The organism is Microtetraspora glauca (assembly GCF_040656155.1).
Taxonomy (GTDB): domain Bacteria; phylum Actinomycetota; class Actinomycetes; order Streptosporangiales; family Streptosporangiaceae; genus Microtetraspora; species Microtetraspora glauca.
Genome location: NZ_JBFALK010000012.1, coordinates 49,928 through 67,269, shown reverse-complemented (window position 1 = coordinate 67,269; position 17,342 = coordinate 49,928). Strand labels below are relative to the sequence as shown.

The window sequence follows — 17,342 nt, the reverse complement described above, 5'->3', positions numbered from 1 at the left end:
GGGGGCCCGCCCGGTCAGAGGTAGGGGGTCTCGGGCAGCACCTGGCCGCCGTCGACGACGAGCGACTGCCCAGTGATGAAGCCCGCGTCCTCCGAGGCGAGGAACGCGACGGCGGCGGCGACGTCACGTGGCGTGCCGAGGCGGCCGACCGGGATGGCCCTCGTGGCCCGCGCCACGTAGTCGGGGTCCTGCTCGGACGTCGCCTCGATCTCGATCTTTCCGGGCAGGACCGCGTTGACCGTGACGCCGTACGGCGCGAGTTCGAGCGCGACGGACCGGACGAACCCGAGCTGGGCCGCCTTCGATGCCCCGTACACGGACCAGCCGGGGTAGCCGGTGACCGGACCGGTGATCGAGGACGTCACGACGACGCGGCCCCGGCCGCCGCGGATCAGCTCGGCCTCGCACGCCTGCAGGAGGTACACCGTCCCGAAGAGGTTGGTGGCCGCGACCTCCCGCAGGTGGTCTTCGGTGATCTCGCCCAGCCGGGCCGCCGGGTAGACCCCGGCGTTGAGGCAGAGGATGTCGATCGTGCCGAACCGCTCGACGGTGTCCCGGGCGACGGCGTGGCAACCGTCGCGGCCGGAGATGTCCGCCGCCCGCGCGAGGACGCGCGCGCCGGACGGGTCGAGCGCCTCGGCGGCGGCCGCGAGCGATTCCGCGCGCCGTCCGACGATGACGACGTTCGCGCCCGCGCCGAGCAGCCTCTCGGCGATGCCGCGTCCTATCCCGGTGGCTCCCCCGGTGACGACGGCGGTCCTGCCGCGGAGTGATGAGGTCATGGAACGCGCTTTCTGCTCGGGGCGGGCGGGAGGAACACCGGAACGGTCAGATCAGGCGCGGGTCGCCGGTTTCGAGCACCTCGGCCGGCACGTTGTGGTTCTTGAGGATCCCGGCGAGCGTGCCGTCCTTGCGGATCCCGGCGAGGAACTCGTTGAACGCCTTGGTCAGCTCGGCGTTGCCGAGGTTGAACACCAGGGCGCCCTGGGCGGCCTCCTGGGTCGCCGGCACGCGGTCGTCGCCCTGGGCGACGGCGACCTTGAACTTGTCCATGTTGTAGGTCACCGCGGCCGCGATCGCGCCGTCGACGGCCGCGTCGATGCGCCCGGCGTCGAGGTCCTGCGCCATGTTCACCGGGGTCGGGTAGAGCTTGAGCTTGTCACCGAAGACCGCCTTGAGGCTCGGCACGTAGTTGTAGCCGTCGACTGTTCCGACGGTCTTCCCCTCAAGCGTCTTGATCGTGTCCGTACCGGCGGCGGAGATGATCGCGAGCGGGTCGATGTACAGCGGGTCGCTCAGGGAGACGATCGTGGAACGTTCCTTCGTGCGGTTCCAGCCGCCGAGCGCCACGTCGGAACGGCCCTGCTGTACGCCGGGGATCACGGCGGCCGAGTTGCCGGTCTGCACGGTGATCGTGGTGCACTCGGCCTTGGCGAACAGCCGGATGATGTCGGCGTCGATGCCGCCCATGCCGCCCTCGCCGGTGGTGGTGACCTGCGGGGGCATGTCGGTGACGCCGACGGTGAGCGTCCCCTTGGACACCGTGGAGAACGTGTGGGCCGGCTTGCAGTCGGCGGCGACCGTGGTGTCACCCTCCGAGGAGCAGCCGACGAGCGCGACGGACGCGACGGTGATCGTCGACAGGAGCGCGGCGAATCGTTTGATGGACATCTTGCTCACCTCAATGGTCGTGGTGGGGGTCGGTGAAGGCGGGCGGATGAGGGGCGGGTCAGGCGAGGTGGCGGCCCATCCGCTTCTCGAGCAGGGCGGCCAGCCATCCTGAGGGGAGGGTCACGAGGAGGTAGAGGACGCCGGCCAGAGCGAGAACGCTCGTGTACTGGAACGTGGTCGAGCCGATCGAGTAGGCGCGGCTCAGCAACTCGGGCAGCGTGATGAGGAACACCAGCGAGGTCGTCTGGAACAGCTGGATGGCGAAGCCCATCAGGGCGGGGATCGCGATCCGGATGCCCTCGGGGAAGAGGATGAATCGGAACGTTCCCCACCGATTGATCCCGAGCGCCGCAGCGGCCTCGACGAGCCCGCGCGGGACCGCCTGCAGGCTCGCCCGGATGATCTCGCTCGTGTACGCGCCGGTCATGAAGCTGAGCGCGACGACCGCCGATCCGAAAGCAGGGAGCACCAGGCCCTGGCTCGGAAGTCCGTAGTAGATGAGATAGAGGAGGACGAGGGTCGGGGTGCCTCGGCCGAATTCGACGACCGCGAGCGTGATCCAGCGGACGATCCTGTTCGGCGAGGCCACCAGCAGGGCTTCGGCGAGGCCGAGGGGAAGCCCGATGAGCAGGCTTACGACGGCGAGTTGGACGCTGACCCCGAGACCGTCGACGAGGCTGGGCAGCCAGTCGATCCACTGTTTGATGAGTCCGTTCATCACACCGACACCTTCATCCGCAGCTTCGTGTCGAGCGTCCGGGACAGATAGGCGAGCGGCATGCTGAGCGCGATGTACAGCACGCCGGCGATGACGAACGGGGTGATGCCGTCACCGCCCGAGCGGGCCTGTGCCGTCGCGCGGAACGCGATCTCGGCGACGCCGATCGTCGAGGCGAGCGACGAATCCTTGAGCAGGCCGATGCCGTACGTGGCGGCGGAGGGAAGGCAGACGCGGAAGGCCTGCGGCGCGACGATGCGGGTGAATATGCCCACCTGGCCGAAGCCGAGCGCCTGCGCCGCCTCGGTCTGCCCCGCGTGCACCGAGAGGAGACCCCCACGGTAGATCTCCGCGAGGTACGCGCACGAGATGACGCCGAGCCCGCCGATCGCCGCGGTCAGCGGGTCGAGCTTGATCACGTCGGAGCTCACACCGAAGTAGAGGATGAAGATCCACACCACGGGCGGAACCCCGCGGAGGACGTCGATGAGCGCCCGGGTGAGCACCCGCACCACGCCGAACCGGGACGTGCGCAACAGGACGAGCGGGACGCCGAGGATCGCGCCGATGAGGAACGACGAGACCGTGATCACCACTGTCATCACGATCGCGTTCCCCAGGACGTCAAGCGGGATCAACGGTCGATCACCGCCTTGAGGAACCGCTGGGTGCGTGGGTTGGCGGGACTGGAGAGCACCTGCGCCGGATCGCCCTGCTCGATGATCCCCCCGTCGGCCATCATCACGACGCGGTCGGAGACGTCCTGGGCGAAGTGGATCTCGTGCGTGACGACGACCATGGTCATGCCCGAGGCGGCGAGTTCGCGCATCACCGCGAGGACGTCGAGGCCCAACTCGGGATCGAGAGCGGAGGTGGGCTCGTCGAAGAGCATGACCTCGGGCTCCATGGCGAGGGCGCGCGCGATGGCGATGCGCTGCTGCTGCCCGCCGGAAAGTCGGGCGGGGTATGAGCCGGCCTTGTCGGCGAGCCCCACCCGCTCCAACAACTCCATCGACCGCTGGTGCGCGGCCTTGGCGTCCCGGCCGAGTACGTACTCCTGCGCGAGGGACACGTTCCTGAGGACAGAGAGATGGGGGAAGAGGTTGAAGGACTGGAAGACCATGCCCGCCGTCTTGCGCAGAGTTTCGAGGGTGCGCACCGGAATCTTGGCGGGCAGATCGACGACGGTGTCGCCGATCGTGATCCGGCCGGAGTCGGGCCGTTCCAGAAGGTTCAGACAGCGCAGGAGCGTGCTCTTTCCGGCACCGCTCGGGCCGATCATGGCGACGACCTCGCCCCGCTGGATCTCGATCGATACGCCGTCGAGGACGGTGTGGTCGCCGTAGCTCTTCTTCAGGTTCGCGACCGAGATCATGGGGCGGGTCCCGTTCGCGTGCTGTGGTTCGGGGGGGAGCGTCAACTGCGTCATCTTCCTTGCCGTGCGGTGGGCTCGGGGTCAGGTGGTGCGGTTCGTTCTGCTTTCACGTGCAGAGGGCCGGATCGCACTCGAAGGGGGTCGGGCGTGAAGGTTGACGCCGGATCGCGCGGCGGCCGGGCGTCGACGGTGCCGGTTCGAGGGGCGGGCAATAGTGGAATACTGTTCCAAGAATTGCCGGTTTCCGGACTACTGCGTTCTCGTTGCGGCCGTGAGCTGGAGGAAGTGATCGCGCATCCGGTCGCGATCGGGCGAGGCGTCGGCGAAGATCCTCATCCCGTCCGCGGCCTGCTCGACCACCATCTGTCCGCCGTCGACGACCCGGTGCCCTCGTGCGCGGGCGAGCCGGACCAGCGCGGTTTCGGCCGGCCGATACACCACGTCCGCGACCCACGCCCCGGACGGAAGCTCGGTGACGTCGAACGGCAGGCCGGGCGAATGGTCCATGCCGACGGGTGTCGCGTTGACGACGCCGTAGGCGGTGGTGACCGCGTCGCGTAACTGTGCGCCATCGATCGCCCGGAGCTCCGCGCCGGGGAAGTACGGGGCGAGCCGCCCGACCAGGGCCGTCGCCTGCGCCGCGTCGGTGTCGCACACGAGCAGCCGGTCGGCCCCGAGATCGAGCACGGCGTGCGCGGTGGCCGAACCGGCGCCGCCCGCCCCGAGCTGGACCACAGGACCCGCCACTCCGTCACCGACGGTCCGCGCCAGGGCCGAGCGGAAGCCGGTCACGTCGGTGTTGCACCCGATCCAGCCCGCGCTGCCCCGGATCAGCACGTTGACCGCGCCGATGCGCCGCGACTGCTCGTCGATCGCCTCCAGGTGGGGAAGGATCGCCTGCTTGTACGGATAGGTCACGTTGAAGCCGTCGAAACCGAGCGCCAGCGCCTGGGTGAGGAGCGTGGGGAGATCGGCGGCGGATAACCCGGATGCCGCGAGGTCGACCGGCTTGTACACGTAGCGCAGGCCGAGCCGGGCGGCCTCCCGCTCGTGCAGCGCCGGGCTGAGCGAGCCCACGACGCCATCGCCGATGAGCCCGATCAGGTAGCTCGGCTCGGGCCTCAGTCGCGTCGGCACGATGTCTCCTCATGGTCGGGGGCGCGCGAACGGGTTCTCACCGCGTGGCGATCCCATCGAGGGGAAGGGCGGGGAATTTTTGAAACGCCGTTTCGGAATGCCGTTCCGGAACGGCGTTTTAGTATTCAACCCGTCGCCGATGGCCCGGTCAAGAGGCAATGCTGACCGGTCGCGTGATCAAAGCGCTGACCAGGGAGTTCGTCGTGCTTTTGGGGTCTGGGCGGACGGCGGCGACCAGCGGTGATCGCGGGATCCGGGCCAGATGATCTCGTCTCGACGCCCCGTCATCGGCCGGTGAACATGTCGACGGCCAGGACCATCGCGCGCGGGAGGTGCCGATCCGGCAGGTCCCGGGCGGTGCGTTCGACGACGCGTGGTCCGGCGGTCAAGGGGGCGGAGGTGGTGCCCGGGCATGTGCCGTCGGGCGCGAGCCGTACCGGCCGGAAGGTGTCCCGCGGACCCACGCCGAGGCGGGGATCCGCGGGACACTACCTAGTGCCCCTCCCGTCAATCTTTGCCCCGTCGCGTCGCCCAGGGTGGCACCTCGCCGCGTTGTCGCCCCACCCACGAAAACTCCTCGCAGGCTCGGAGTTTCCGCGGGGCCCGGGAATGTCGGCCGTAGGCTCCGCTACGGCCTCCTCCTCCGCCTTGCGACGCACCACCCCGGACACCGCTCCTTCCGGGCAAACCTTGCCGGTCACGGCACTAGAACCCGGCGGTTACCTTGGTGAACTCCCAGTTCTGCTGGGAGATGCCGCTGCAGTTCTCCGCCACGCCGCCGCCGGGGCAGGGACGGTCGCGGTTGACGGACCAGAAGGCGAGGCGGGTCAGGCCCTTGGACAGCGCCCAGTCGCGGATCTGGGTCCAGGTCGCCACCGAGGTCAGCTCCTGCTGGTCGGACAGGCCGTTCATGCCGGAGATGCCCATGTGGGCGTATGCCTGCGCGTCGGTCCAGCCGTTGGCGGACTTCAGCGCGTTCTTCAGGCCCTCGGCGGCGTTGACGGTGTTCTGGTACATGTTCGCGCCGCCGCCGAAGTCGAACGGCATGATCGTGTAGTTGTCGATGTCGACGCCGAGCGCCTTCGCCTGGTTGATCAGGCGGACGCCGTGGGAGTTCGGGCCCGTGGTGGTGGTGCCGAAGGTGACGACGACCTTGACGTTCGGGTTGTTCTGCTTGACGATCTTCAGGCCGTTGAGGATGCGGTCCTGGACCGTGTAGTTCTCGAACTCGTCGGTGTTTTCTATGTCGAAGTCCACGACGGCGGGGCCGACCGCGTTGATGACCTGCTGCACGGCGCCGGCGAAGGCGGCCGGGGTCGAGCAGTTCGGGCCGAGCTTGTTGCCCTGCCAGCCGCCGAAGGAGATCTGGACGCTACCGCCCTTGGACTTGATCGTCGAGATCGCCTGCGCGTCGACGCCTCCGGCGAGCTGGCGCTGGCCGTCCCACGCCGGGGTGCAGCCGCCGCTGGACAGGATGAAGGCCATCGTGAAGGACTTGATCCCGGTGGCGTCCATGACCGTGCCCGCGTTCGGCGGGTCGCCCCAGCCCATGTAGAGGTATGGCGCGCCCGCCAGCCGGCCGCCGGTCGTGCATCCGGTGGTGCTGCCGGTCACGGAGCCGCTGGCCGCCGACTCGCCGTTCGCGTTGTACGCCTTGACGGTGTAGGTGTGCGACGAGCAGGCGGACAGGCCGGAGATCGTGGCGGACGTACCGGTGACCTGGGCGACCTGCGTACCGCCCTCGTAGACGCGATAGCCCGTCACGGTGCCGCTCGACGCGGACCAGGACAGCGAGATCGACGCGTTCGTGCCGCCGGTCACTGTGGGCGTGCCGGGCGTGCCCGGCGTGCCGTTGCCGCCCTGGGTGCTGGCGTTCAGCGTGTTGCTCGGGTCGGAGAGGTTGTTCGCGGCGTCCTTGGCGCGGACGGTGTAGGCGTACGAGGTGCCCGCCGCCAGGTTGCCGTCGGTGTAGGTGGTGCCGGTGACGGTCGTCACCAGGCTCCCGCCTCGATAGACGTTGTAGCCGGTGACGCCGACGTTGTCGGTGGAGGCGTTCCAGGCCAGCGAGATGCTGCTGGTCGTGCTGCCCGTGGTGCGGAGGTTGCCCGGGGCGGTCGGCGGCGTCGGGTCGCCGCCGCCGGAGACGACCTTCCACAGGGCCGGGACGACGGGCGGCTCCCACCCGGGGAGGGAGGTGTGGCCCTGGACGCATTCGTAGTCGACGCCGTTGTAGGTGACCCGGCTGCCGGTGCTGTAGGCGGTCCATGCCTGCCAGGCCGGATAGGCGGCCATCGTGGTCGAGGCGCCGTACGCGACGGGTGTGGTGGCGCTGACGCCGGCGACGGACATCGCGAGGGCGGCGAGCACCGCCGTCGCCATGCGACGGAATCTCATGCGTGCTCCTTAGGGGAGGGTGGCGAGGTGGGGCTTGACGGTCTTGGAGAAGTTCCAGTTGTTGCCGGCGTCCCAGTTGATGGACCAGGTCATCGCGCCTCTGATCTCCGGGTACGCGCGCGGCGGCACGAAGGTCCCGCAGTTGGTCCTGGTCGCCAGGCAGGTGAGGGCCTGGTTGACGAGTGAGGGCGAAAGGACGCCGCCGCCGGCGGCGCCGGGTCCGGCGGGCAGGCCCAGGGCCACCTGGTCGGGGCGCAGGCCGTTCTCCAGCTGGATGCAGGCCAGCGCGGTCATGAAGTTGACCGTCCCCTGCGAGTAGGCGAACGACTGGTCGCAGCCGAGCATGGAGCCGGAGTTGTAGTACTGCGTGTGGACGACGGTGAGGATGTCCTTGATGTTCAGCGCGAGCTTGAAGTACTCCATCCCGGTCGACTGCATGTCGATCGTCTGGGGCGCCATCGTGATGATCAGGCCCGCGCCCACCTTGGTGCGCAGCGCGCGCAGCGCCTGGGCCATGTAGGTGGCGTTGAGGCCGTTCTCCAGGTCGATGTCCACCCCGTCGAAGCCGTAGCTCTGGATCAGGGCGTACACGGAGTCGGCGAACTTCGTCGCGGCGGTGGCGCTGGCCACCTGGACCCGGCCCGCCTCGCCGCCGACCGAGAGGATGACCTTCTTGCCGCGCGCGTGCAGGGTCTGCAGGTCGGCCTTGAACTGCGCGTCGGTGTAGCCGCCGAGCGAGGCGGACAGGCCGGGGTCGACGCCGAAGGTGACCTCGCCAGCAGTCGGGGTGGCCTCGCCGAACGCGACGGCGACCAGGTCGTACTCGTCGGGCACGGCCGACAGCTTGAGCTCGACTGTCGGGTTGTCGAAGTTGTGCCAGTAGCCGGTGAGGAAGTGCTTGGGCAGCGGGCCGATCGGGCATCCGGTGGTGGTGACGGTGACGGGGTCGCTCGCGGGGCCCTCACCGACCGAGTTGTACGCCGTGACCGTGTAGGTGTAGCTCGTGCAGGCGGTCAGGCCGGTGATCGCGTGGGAGGTGCCGCTGACGGTGGCCACCACGGTGCCGCCAGTGCGGACCCGGTAGCCGGTGACCGTGCCGGTCGCCGCGGGCCAGCTCAGGGTGAGGCCGGTGTCGCCGACCTGCCCGGCGGTGACCGATCCCACCTTCCCGGGTACGCCGCTGGAGCAGCCGGTCGTCGAGCCGGAGACGGAGTCGCTCGCCGCCGACTCACCCGCCGAGTTGTACGCCTTGACCGTGTAGGTGTGCGACGAGCACGTGGCCAGGCCGGTGATCGTGGCGCTGGTCCCGGACACCGAGGCGCGCTCCGTCGTGCCCTCGTAGACGCGGTAGCCGGTCACGGTGCCCGAGGACGCGCCCCAGCTCAGGGAGATCGAGCCGTTCGTCGCTCCGGTGACGCTCGGGGCGCCGGGCTTGCCGGGCGCCTGGACCTCCGAACCGCCGCAGGCGCCGCCGTTCACGGTGCAGTTGGAGATGGCGGAGAAGTTGCCGGGGGTGCCGTTGAAGCCGAAGCTCTGGCTCGCCCCGGCGGCCAGCGCCCCGGCCCAGCTCGGCGGGGTGAAGGTGTAGTGCTGCCCGCTGCGGGTCATGGTCGCGTCCCACGCCGACGGGATGGAGAACCCGGCGGGCAGGTCGAACTGCACGTTCCAGTTGACCGGCGAGGACGTGCCGTTGGTGACGGTCACCTTGCCCTCGAACCCGGAGCCCCAGTCCTGGGTCTTGGTGAAGGTGGCGGTGACCGACGCCGCCTGCGCGGGCAGCGCGACGAGGCTCAGGAACAGGGTCGCCAGTGCGACCAGGGTGGCGCGTAATCTCATGTGCACCTCGGGTCGGTGATGGGGGGTGCCGTACGGCCCACGCCCGAGGAGGCGGCGGGCGCGAGCCGTACGGGGGCGGGCCGCGATCGGGGGAGCGCGTCGCGGGCCGCGGTCGCGGAGCGGCTGAGGTCCCGGCCGCTCCGCGGGTCAGGTCGGGCGGTCGTCCATGACGGCGGTGCGGATCCCGCCGTCATGCGGGCGCGCGGGGTTTGCGGGGGTGGTCAGGGCGAGTAAGGGGCGAGTGCGCCGCGTGATCGTTCCCGCGGCTGGAACGCGTCGCCTTCTCCCGGAGGCCGACCGGGCGGTGACGGCTCCATTGGTCTCGTCACGGCAGGTGGGGGATGAGGGGGGTGAGTGATGTGAGGCAGATCTTTTAATAAAGTTTCCTAAGAGTTGACGTGATCGTAGCTTTGACACGGACGCCCTACAAGGCCCAAAACGACGGCCGCCCGACGGGATCGGGCGGCCGGGCGGGGAGCCGCGGTGATCGGCGGCCGGTCAGCGGCCGGTCGGCGGGTGGGTCGGGCGGGAGCGGCGGGGGTCGAACGGCACCAGGGCGTCCGGCTTGCGGACCAGGTCGGGCACCTCGGCGTCGGCGGCCGCGTAACCGACGGGAAACAGGATGTAGGGCCGCTCGTTGGCCGGCCGCGCGCAGATCTCGCTGAGGAACGCCATCGGGTTCGGCGTGTGGGTGAGCGTCGACAGGCCCATCTCGTGCAGCGCGGCGATGAGGAGGCCGCAGGCGATGCCCACGCTCTCGTTGACGTAGTAGTGCTTGACCCGGGTGCCGTCGGGGCGCACGCCGTACTTCTCGGCGAAGCAGACCACCAGCCACGGGGCCACCTCCAGGTAGCCCTTGTCCGCGGTGGTCTCCAGCGGGGCGAGCGCCGTGCGCCATTCGGCGGTGAGCCGGCCGCCCTCGTAGTTCTGCCGTTCCTCGACCTCGGCGGCCTCCCTGATCCGTTTCTTGGTGGCGGCGTCCCCGATCAGCACGAACTTCCACGGCTGCTGGTGCGCGCCGGACGGCGCGGTGTTGGCGGCACGTACCGCGAGTTCCAGGCACTCGCGCGGCACCGGTTCGTCGCTGAAGAAGCGCACGCTCCTGCGCCGGTCGAGGTGCTCGTAGAAGGCCCGTCCCCGGGCGATCATCTCCTGCTCGCCGTACCGCTCCGGGCGGTACGGGATGAACGGATGGGCGTGCTCGCGTGCCATCGCAACCTCCACGACTGTCATATATGCAGGCGTAGTGTGATTTGTCGTGACAGAGCGGGCAACAGATAGCCTTATTCGCTGACAGATCGGCAGTATCCGGACCGGCCGGAGCCGTGGAGGTGGGCAGATTGGCAAGAACCGGGCTCGACGCGCTGGACGCGCGGATCCTCCGGCTGCTCCGGGAACACCCCCGGACCGGCCTGCTCGAGATCTCCCGGCTGCTCGGCGTGGCCAGGGGAACGGTCCAGGCCCGGCTCGACCGGATGGTCGCCGACGGAGTCGTCACCGACTTCGGCCCGAACCTGTCGCCGCGCGCCCTGGGCTACCCCGTGCAGGCGTTCACCACCCTGGAGGTCGAGCAGGCGTCCCGCGCCGACATCTCCGCGGCCCTCACCGCGATCCCCGAGGTTCTGGAAGCGCACATCGTCACCGGGCCCGGCGACGTGTGGTGCCGCATCGCCGGACGCGACAACGAGCACATCCAGCAGGTCATCGACCGCACCCTGACCATCCCCGGCGTACGGCGGAGCAGCACGGTGATCGCCCTGTCCGCCGTCGTCCCGCACCGCGTCCAGCCCCTGGCCGAGTCACAGCCCTTCGCGGTACGGGATTCCACCGGCTCGACCGGCTCGACCGGCACGCATGGTGACGCGCGGTGACTCAGGGCGAGGTGACTGCCGCCGGGCGACGGAGCCGATGACCGCCAGGCGCGGGCGCCGCCTACCGGCGCGGCCGGATCCGCGAGGGCACCCGTATCCCGATCAAGAGGGCCAGGAAGCCGACGACGCCCCCGGCGCCGATCAGGCCGAGGGCGAACCAGGACGAGTCCTGCCCCCGGTCGCTCTCCCCCTCCCCCGGACGCGGGGCCGCCTCGGACGGCGGCAGGGCCGAGTCGACCAGGCGGGCGGCCGCCGTCCCCGGGGAGTCGAACTCCGCCGACGCCAGCCCGACGGGGTCGATGGACCGGGCGACCTTGGCCAGCGCGTCGCGGACCGCACAGCCACCGGCCTGGTTGCAGAGGACGAGCAGAGAACGGTTCAACAGTCCGCCGAACGCGTCCAGACGCTGGTAACCGCTGTCGCGGGCAATGTCGCGGGGCACGATGGCGGCCTGCACCGTCCTGCTCCGGAGGGCACGCAGCGGGTCGGACGCCGGGACGGTTTCCAGGCGCAGCCAGGGATAGCGCTGCTTCAGTACCTGCTCCAGCCCCTCCCGGGAGGAGTCCGGCAGCGAGACGCCGACCTCCTTGCCCGGATGTTCGAAGGCCGCTCTCAACTGCTCGGGTCTGATCTGATCGATGTCGTAGACCACGACGTCGCGGCCGGGGACCGTAATGGTGGCGGCCTCGGAGAACCCCTGGGCCGTCAGCGGGTTCGCGGGCCGGACCTGTAACTCTCCCGGAAGCGCGGAATCCGGGCCGGGGTCGTCCACGAGGACCACGGCCGGTTCCCCGGTGGGTGCGCCCGCAGGGGGGTAACGGATGTCGAACCGATACCCCGCGCGCCGGACGACCTCGGCCACCACGTTCGTGGCGAACGCGTCCTCCCGCCGGGCGGGAGCCAGGACGACGATGGTTCCCGGCTCCGTCCCGGCGGTTTCCGCACCGGCGCGGGGATCGCCGCCGGGGGAGCGCAGCAGCGCGACCGTGCCGACGCCGATCAAGGTGATCGCCAGCGTCGCGAACGCCACGGTCACGGTGAGCTTGGCCTGCGAACCCAGGCGGAGCTGGGACCGTTTCCCGCGGTCGGCCTGTTCCAGCCCGCCCAGCGCGGCCTGCATCGACGGCGGCATGGTGCCCGCGACCGGGCCTTCGGCGGGCGTCCGCCGGTAGGGCGTGGTCGCCGTGGTCCCTGTTGTCGTGTGCGTGATCGGCGGTGTGGTGGGTGAACTCGGGTTGCTCGGGTTGCTCGGGTTGCTCGGGTTGCTCGGGGTCCCGGGCGCCGTGCCGGGTGGGAGCACGGCCGACGCGTCGCCGGAGCCCCGGCCCAGCCGCCTCCACAGGCTCCGGCCGGGCACGGTCGGCCGCCGTTTCCGCAGGCTCCGGGTGGGCGCGGCCGCCCCGGCCATCGGGGTGTCTCCCCCTCTTCCCGCCGATACCGGCTCATGCCCCCTGAAGCCGGGCTCGCCGGAGCCCGGCAAGGCCCTTCCGTGCCCCGTGGCGGAGCCCGCCTCCCCACCGGAGCTCCCCGCCCGCTGCCCCTCCGGGCCTGAACGCTCCGGCTCCCGCCGCACGTCGGTGGCGGACAGCACCTCGGGATAGCCGGAGTGTTCGAGCAGCCGTACGGCGACCGGCCGGTCGGCGGGGCCGAACGACAATGGATCGGTCAGCCCGGCCAGCCCCCGGAGCATGTCCGCGAGCCGGACCTCGGATCGGGTCAGCAGGTCCAGGCACACCTTCGCCGTGCCGTCCTGCCGGGTGATCTCCGTTCCGTACCCCCACCGCACCTCATAGGCGTCCTCCGGCGCGTGCCGCGCGAAGGACAACCGGATCCGGTGCCGGGCCGTGCTGCTGGTCCAGGTCGCCGCGGTCAGCCGCGCCCGCATGCCGTACGGCAGGAGCGCGGCGACGGTGTCCAGGAACCGCAGCCGTTCGATCACGGGAACCCCGTCGGCGCCCACCACGCAGACGGGCCGCCCGGTCAGCAGCAGCGCGGCGGCGCACCGCGCGTCCGGCCCCGGGTCGAGGGCCGTGGGATCGAACTCCGGCACGGGTACGGCCAGCGGAGGGGACGGGGTCGCCGGCAGGCCCGCGAGGGCGAGGTAGAGCGCCTCGTAGGACACCCGATGGGCGGCCAGCTCCTCGTACGGGACATAGAACCAGCGGGTGTAGGCGATCTTGCGGTTGGTCACGTCCCGGTGCCCGGACCACTCCTGGATCGCGAGCACGATGTGGCGCGACACCTGCTCGCGTTCCTTGGTCGCCGCGACCGCGATCGTCACCTGGGGCAGATCCGCCGAGACGCCCGTGGCGTACCTGCTCCTGATCTCTTCGAAGACCTCGGGGCCGAGCCGCTCGTCGCTCCAGGAGAGCAACTCGTAGTCGTCGTGGCCGCCCGGCCGTTTCCCCTCCAGGGCCCACTCGAACCTGATCTCGCGGATCGTCACGTAGCCTCCGTCGCCGGCCGGATCGCGGCGAGCCGCTGCCCCAGCCACAGCATGGGCTCCACCACGTTGATCGGATGAAGCTGCCCCCGGATGCGCGAGTCCTCGTCCGCCTCTCCGGGCAGCATGTTCTGGAAGTCGTCCCAGTCGAACGTCTTGGTGCGCCGGTCGACGTAGAAACCGATCGAGGACGTGGCGAAGAACCTGATCCGATCCGGGTGGAAGAACTGGTCGAGCGCGTTGAGCACCATGTCGGCGTTGCCGCTGGCCGACACCTGGCACAGCTCGTGGAACAGCTCCCGGGCGTCCTCGCTGGTCACCCGGGGCAGATGGTACGGATCGTCGATGTCGGTGGTGAGCAGCCGCCGTTTCTCGGCCGTCTCCAGCACCCGGGGGTCGTCGAACTTGGTGACGCACACGGCGATGTGGTGCGGCAGCTTCCCGTCGCCGAACTCGCCGGCGGCGAGCATGCGCTCGGCCAGCCTGGTGAGCGGGGCGTGCATGTGGTCGAAGGCGTCCCCGAAGGTGAACTCCCTGATCGGATCGAAGAGGAAGACGATGCCCCGGCTCTCCGCGAGGTTGTCCAGCAGTTCGTGCCGGCGGGAGTCTCCCGGGCCGTCCGGAGCGCCCGCGCCGCCGGGGGCTCCGCCCGCCGGGCGCCGTCCCGTGCCGAACAACCCGCCGGGCGCGTCGATCATGTTGATGCCGATCCTGGTCGGCGGCCCCGCCTTGGCCTTCCTGCCCCAGAAACCGGACCGCCGGGCAGGAGGGCCGATCAGCGTCCACTGATAGCGCTCCAGGGCCCTGCTCGCCTCGGGGAACACCTTGCCCCGCGACAGCGCGTTGGTCCTCTCGATCAGGTAGTCCGACGAGGCGGGATCGGACCCGACGATCTTCCAGTCGTCGTTCCTCCGGGTCAGGGCGATGAACAACGCCGCCAGCAGCGTGGTCTTGCCGCTGCCGGGGGCGCCCCACATGGAGATGTTGTGATCGGGACGCCCCCGGGTCACTTCGGGCTGCATGCGTTCTGTCACCGGGTATCTAGGGCGGACGCCCTGTCCTTCAGGGTGGGGAGGAAGTCCTTCCCGTAGGCCATGTTCTGTCGGTGCCTTTCGCTAGGTTGATCGTCATGTCCCTGTTCCGGCTCCAGCCGACGCCTGCCCAGCAGGCGGCGCTGGCCGAGCACTGCGCGCACGCGCGGTTCGTGTGGAACCTCGCGGTCGAGCAGCACGCGCACTGGAAGCCGGGGCGTAAGAGCGCGCCGAGTTTCGCCGAGCAGTGCAGGCAGTTGACCGAGGCCAGGGCCGAGTTCGGGTGGTTGCGTGCCGGGTCGGTGATCGTGCAGCAGCAGGCGCTCAAGGACTTCGCCCAGGCCATGGCCAGCTTCTTCGGCGGCACCCATCGCAGGCCGACATGGCGTAGGCGCAGTCAGAACGAAGGGTTCCGGATCGTCGCCGTCAAGGACGGTGATATCCGGCGGTTGTCCCGCAACGTCGGTGAGGTGAAGGTTCCGAAGGTCGGCTGGGTACGGTTCCGCTGGTCCCGCGCGGTCCCGGACGGGGTGAAGTCGTTCCGGGTGACCCGTGATCGTGGCGGGCGTTGGCATGTGGCGTTCGCGGCGATCCCTGAGCCGATCCCCGCCCCCGGTGCGGGTGACGTGGTCGGTATTGACCGGGGTGTCGCGGTTTCCGTCGCGCTGTCGACCGGTGACCTGCTGTATGTCCCGGCCCTGCGCGAGGCCGAGGCCAAGCGGCTGGGGCGGCTGCAACGGAAACTCGCTCGTGCCGCGCGTGGGTCGAACCGGCGGGCGAGGGTCAAGGCGGCGATCGCGAAGCTGAAGGCGCGTGAGGCGGATCGGCGTAGGGACTGGGTGGAGAGGACCAGCACCGGTCTGGCGCGTGACTTCGATGTGATCGGCGTCGAGGACCTCAAGATCAAAAACATGATCCGATCGGCGCGCGGCAGCATCGACGTGCCTGGGAGGAACGTCCGGGCCAAGTCCGGGCTCAACCGTGCGATTCTTGCCGCCGGGTGGGGGCAGCTCGTCGAACGGCTGGAGCACAAGGCGCCCGGCAGGGTGGTGAAGGTCGATCCGCGTTACACGTCGCAGACCTGCAACGCATGCGGGCACGTCGCCAGGGAGAGCTGCGAGAGCCAAGCGGTCTTCTGGTGTGTGGCCTGCGGGCATCAGGCCAACGCCGATGTGAACGCGGCCATGAACATCCGGGATACCGCCGTGGGGCACACGGTGGCTGCGCGGGGAGGCTCCGGGTTGCCGGGGCCGGTGAACCGTGAACCTCAACCTGTCCTCCTGCCAGCGTAGGGATGGGTTGGAATCTCCCTCATTTCTGAGGGGGAGGATGTCAATCCGTCTCGTCGAGCAGGGGGAACGGGAGATGGCCGGGAGAGGGGGCGACCAGGCCGAGCTCGGCGGCCAGCCCGCGCACGTCCACCGCCTCCAGATGGGCCAGGGCCGCCGCACCCAGCCGGTGCCACGCGGGGTGCGCCTGGTCGGCCGCGTCGTCGTAGATCGCGCCGAGCAGCGTGCCCGGCCGCTGCTCCAGGGCGGTGAGCAGTTTCCGCCAGTCGTGCCGGTGCGGGCAGGGCAGGAGCCTGGACCGGTCGGTGCGGGCCGGATGGGGCGGTCGGTCGCCGACGGTGAGAAGGACGGTGGGGGTCCGATCTCCCCAGTCGAGCCGCCGGACGATCAGGGCGAGCGCGTCCTCAAGCTGCGCCGCGTGCGGGTGGTATGGATATCCGCCAGCGACCGCTCCCTGTTCCTCCAGCGCGCCGAGCGCGTCGAGGGCCTCTGCCGCGCCGGACTGCCAGGCCGCGACCCGGACCGGGAACTCCTGCGCCGACCGGTCGTACGAGTGCGCCGCGTAGGCGACGAGGGAGACGCGGAGCAGCCCGCCGAGCTCCCCGGAGGCGCAGTTGATCATCTGGCGTGCCCGGCTCAGCCGTTCCGCGACCTGGTCGCCCGTCCCGCAGATCTCCACGGCGCAGACGAGGTCCGCCGGGACCGTCGCGCCCGGCAGCCGGTCCGGGAGGGCGGCGACGAGCCGGCCCCAGTCTCGGGGGTCGGGCGACAGCTCCGGCAGGCCGGTGAACCGCACCAGGCCGGGCCGTACGAGCTCGGCGGTCACCTCGTACCGGCCGGGCGGGACCGTGGCGGACTGGACGGACAACAGCCGCGGCTCCGGCCCCTGCCAGGTGACCACGGCGAACGCGGTGCCGTACGCGCCCCCGGGTTCGCAGCGGACGGTGACGCGGGTCCGGGTGCCCGGACGGGTGCCGAGGGGGAACAGTTGCCTGCTGGTCAGCCGCAGCCGATCGGTGCCCGGGACGGCGAGCATGACGACCAGCTCGTACGACCTGGTCAGCGGGTCATCCGCCATGACCTCGCGGACGAGCGCGGCGCTCGGGGCCTCGGCGCGCAGCACCTGGGCGGCGGGATGCGTCGCGCGCAGCCAGTCGAGGGCCTGCTCGGCCTTCGGGTCGTCGGGCGACGTGGCCACGAGGATCACCTCGGCGGAGGGCGACGGCACACGGGCCGCGCGCAGCACCGCCTCTCGGGTCCCGGCCGGGTCGGCGTCCCATCCGCGCTCTCCCGCGAGGTCCGTCCAGGTCGCCGACCAGCTCCGGCCACGGGGGCGTCCGTTGTCGTCCCGATGGATCCGGAACGCGGTGACGCCGTCGGCGGCGACCTCCACCAGGGTGAGGTGATCGGTGTCGGCGAGGTTCGCCAGGGCCTGGGCGACGGCCTTCCTGGTCAGATCCTTGTCGGGCTCCGGCACGAGGAGTCCTCCATAGGTATGTCGTATTCGTTACGCTGCGTCCCCGATATCCAGCTTACTTAGCACATATAACGTTATGATGAGTTATGTGGGCAGAGTG

Annotated in this window: 15 protein-coding genes; 2 read left to right on the top strand and 13 right to left on the bottom strand. The window is 70.4% G+C overall.

The genetic code is table 11. The features are described 5' to 3' along the window. Positions 1 to 14: 14 nt before the first annotated feature. From AB0I59_RS21890 to AB0I59_RS21845, 10 genes are all read right to left on the bottom strand, one after another. The gene (locus AB0I59_RS21890) at positions 15 to 782 is read right to left on the bottom strand and encodes an SDR family NAD(P)-dependent oxidoreductase (RefSeq protein ID WP_358135444.1); all 768 of its coding nucleotides are present in this window, start codon (positions 780 to 782) and stop codon (positions 15 to 17) included. 46 nt (positions 783 to 828) lie between these two features. Further along, positions 829 to 1,671 carry a substrate-binding periplasmic protein gene (locus AB0I59_RS21885; RefSeq protein WP_358135441.1) on the bottom strand — a complete coding sequence of 281 codons (843 nt, stop codon included), beginning with the start codon at positions 1,669 to 1,671 and terminating at the stop codon, positions 829 to 831. 58 nt (positions 1,672 to 1,729) lie between these two features. After that, positions 1,730 to 2,389 carry an amino acid ABC transporter permease gene (locus tag AB0I59_RS21880; protein ID WP_358135438.1) on the bottom strand — a complete coding sequence of 220 codons (660 nt, stop codon included), beginning with the start codon at positions 2,387 to 2,389 and terminating at the stop codon, positions 1,730 to 1,732. Beyond that, positions 2,389 to 3,027, bottom strand: coding sequence for an amino acid ABC transporter permease (locus AB0I59_RS21875; RefSeq protein ID WP_061252933.1), 639 nt, complete (start codon positions 3,025 to 3,027; stop codon positions 2,389 to 2,391). Before AB0I59_RS21875 ends, AB0I59_RS21880 begins: the two co-directional genes overlap by 1 nt. Continuing rightward, complete coding sequence (locus tag AB0I59_RS21870) at positions 3,024 to 3,764, bottom strand: amino acid ABC transporter ATP-binding protein (protein ID WP_358135434.1); 741 nt, start codon at positions 3,762 to 3,764, stop codon at positions 3,024 to 3,026. Before AB0I59_RS21870 ends, AB0I59_RS21875 begins: the two co-directional genes overlap by 4 nt. A 249-nt stretch (positions 3,765 to 4,013) precedes the next feature. Continuing rightward, positions 4,014 to 4,901 carry a shikimate dehydrogenase gene (locus AB0I59_RS21865; protein ID WP_358135431.1) on the bottom strand — a complete coding sequence of 296 codons (888 nt, stop codon included), beginning with the start codon at positions 4,899 to 4,901 and terminating at the stop codon, positions 4,014 to 4,016. Positions 4,902 to 5,185: 284 nt separating this feature from the next. After that, complete coding sequence (locus AB0I59_RS21860) at positions 5,186 to 5,365, bottom strand: hypothetical protein (RefSeq protein ID WP_061252935.1); 180 nt, start codon at positions 5,363 to 5,365, stop codon at positions 5,186 to 5,188. A gap of 241 nt (positions 5,366 to 5,606) precedes the next feature. Next, complete coding sequence (locus AB0I59_RS21855) at positions 5,607 to 7,295, bottom strand: fibronectin type III domain-containing protein (protein WP_358135427.1); 1,689 nt, start codon at positions 7,293 to 7,295, stop codon at positions 5,607 to 5,609. A 9-nt stretch (positions 7,296 to 7,304) separates the two neighbouring features. Beyond that, positions 7,305 to 9,131, bottom strand: a complete 1,827-nt coding sequence (locus AB0I59_RS21850; protein WP_358135424.1) for a cellulose binding domain-containing protein — start codon at positions 9,129 to 9,131, stop codon at positions 7,305 to 7,307. Between the two features lie 498 nt (positions 9,132 to 9,629). Beyond that, positions 9,630 to 10,343: a nitroreductase family protein gene (locus tag AB0I59_RS21845; protein ID WP_358135421.1), complete on the bottom strand. Its 714-nt coding sequence runs from the start codon at positions 10,341 to 10,343 to the stop codon at positions 9,630 to 9,632. A gap of 128 nt (positions 10,344 to 10,471) precedes the next feature. Here AB0I59_RS21845 and AB0I59_RS21840 point away from each other — a divergent pair, with 128 nt between their 5' ends. Then, on the top strand, positions 10,472 to 11,002 hold the full coding sequence (locus tag AB0I59_RS21840; protein ID WP_082776495.1) for an Lrp/AsnC family transcriptional regulator: 531 nt from the start codon (positions 10,472 to 10,474) through the stop codon (positions 11,000 to 11,002). A gap of 61 nt (positions 11,003 to 11,063) precedes the next feature. Here the strand turns inward: AB0I59_RS21840 and AB0I59_RS21835 are convergent, their stop codons facing one another. Together AB0I59_RS21835 and AB0I59_RS21830 are read right to left on the bottom strand one after the other, a co-directional pair. Continuing rightward, complete coding sequence (locus AB0I59_RS21835; protein WP_358135417.1) at positions 11,064 to 13,448, bottom strand: hypothetical protein; 2,385 nt, start codon at positions 13,446 to 13,448, stop codon at positions 11,064 to 11,066. Further along, the gene (locus tag AB0I59_RS21830) at positions 13,445 to 14,467 is read right to left on the bottom strand and encodes a hypothetical protein (protein ID WP_061252941.1); all 1,023 of its coding nucleotides are present in this window, start codon (positions 14,465 to 14,467) and stop codon (positions 13,445 to 13,447) included. The genes AB0I59_RS21835 and AB0I59_RS21830 overlap by 4 nt, the downstream gene beginning before the upstream one ends. A 107-nt stretch (positions 14,468 to 14,574) precedes the next feature. On the opposite strand from AB0I59_RS21830, the gene AB0I59_RS21825 reads away from it, so the two are divergent. Continuing rightward, positions 14,575 to 15,768 carry an RNA-guided endonuclease InsQ/TnpB family protein gene (locus AB0I59_RS21825; protein WP_358135413.1) on the top strand — a complete coding sequence of 398 codons (1,194 nt, stop codon included), beginning with the start codon at positions 14,575 to 14,577 and terminating at the stop codon, positions 15,766 to 15,768. A 40-nt stretch (positions 15,769 to 15,808) separates the two neighbouring features. On the opposite strand, the gene AB0I59_RS21820 is transcribed toward AB0I59_RS21825, so the two are convergent. Continuing rightward, positions 15,809 to 17,242, bottom strand: coding sequence for a hypothetical protein (locus AB0I59_RS21820; RefSeq protein ID WP_358135410.1), 1,434 nt, complete (start codon positions 17,240 to 17,242; stop codon positions 15,809 to 15,811). Positions 17,243 to 17,342: the final 100 nt, after the last annotated feature.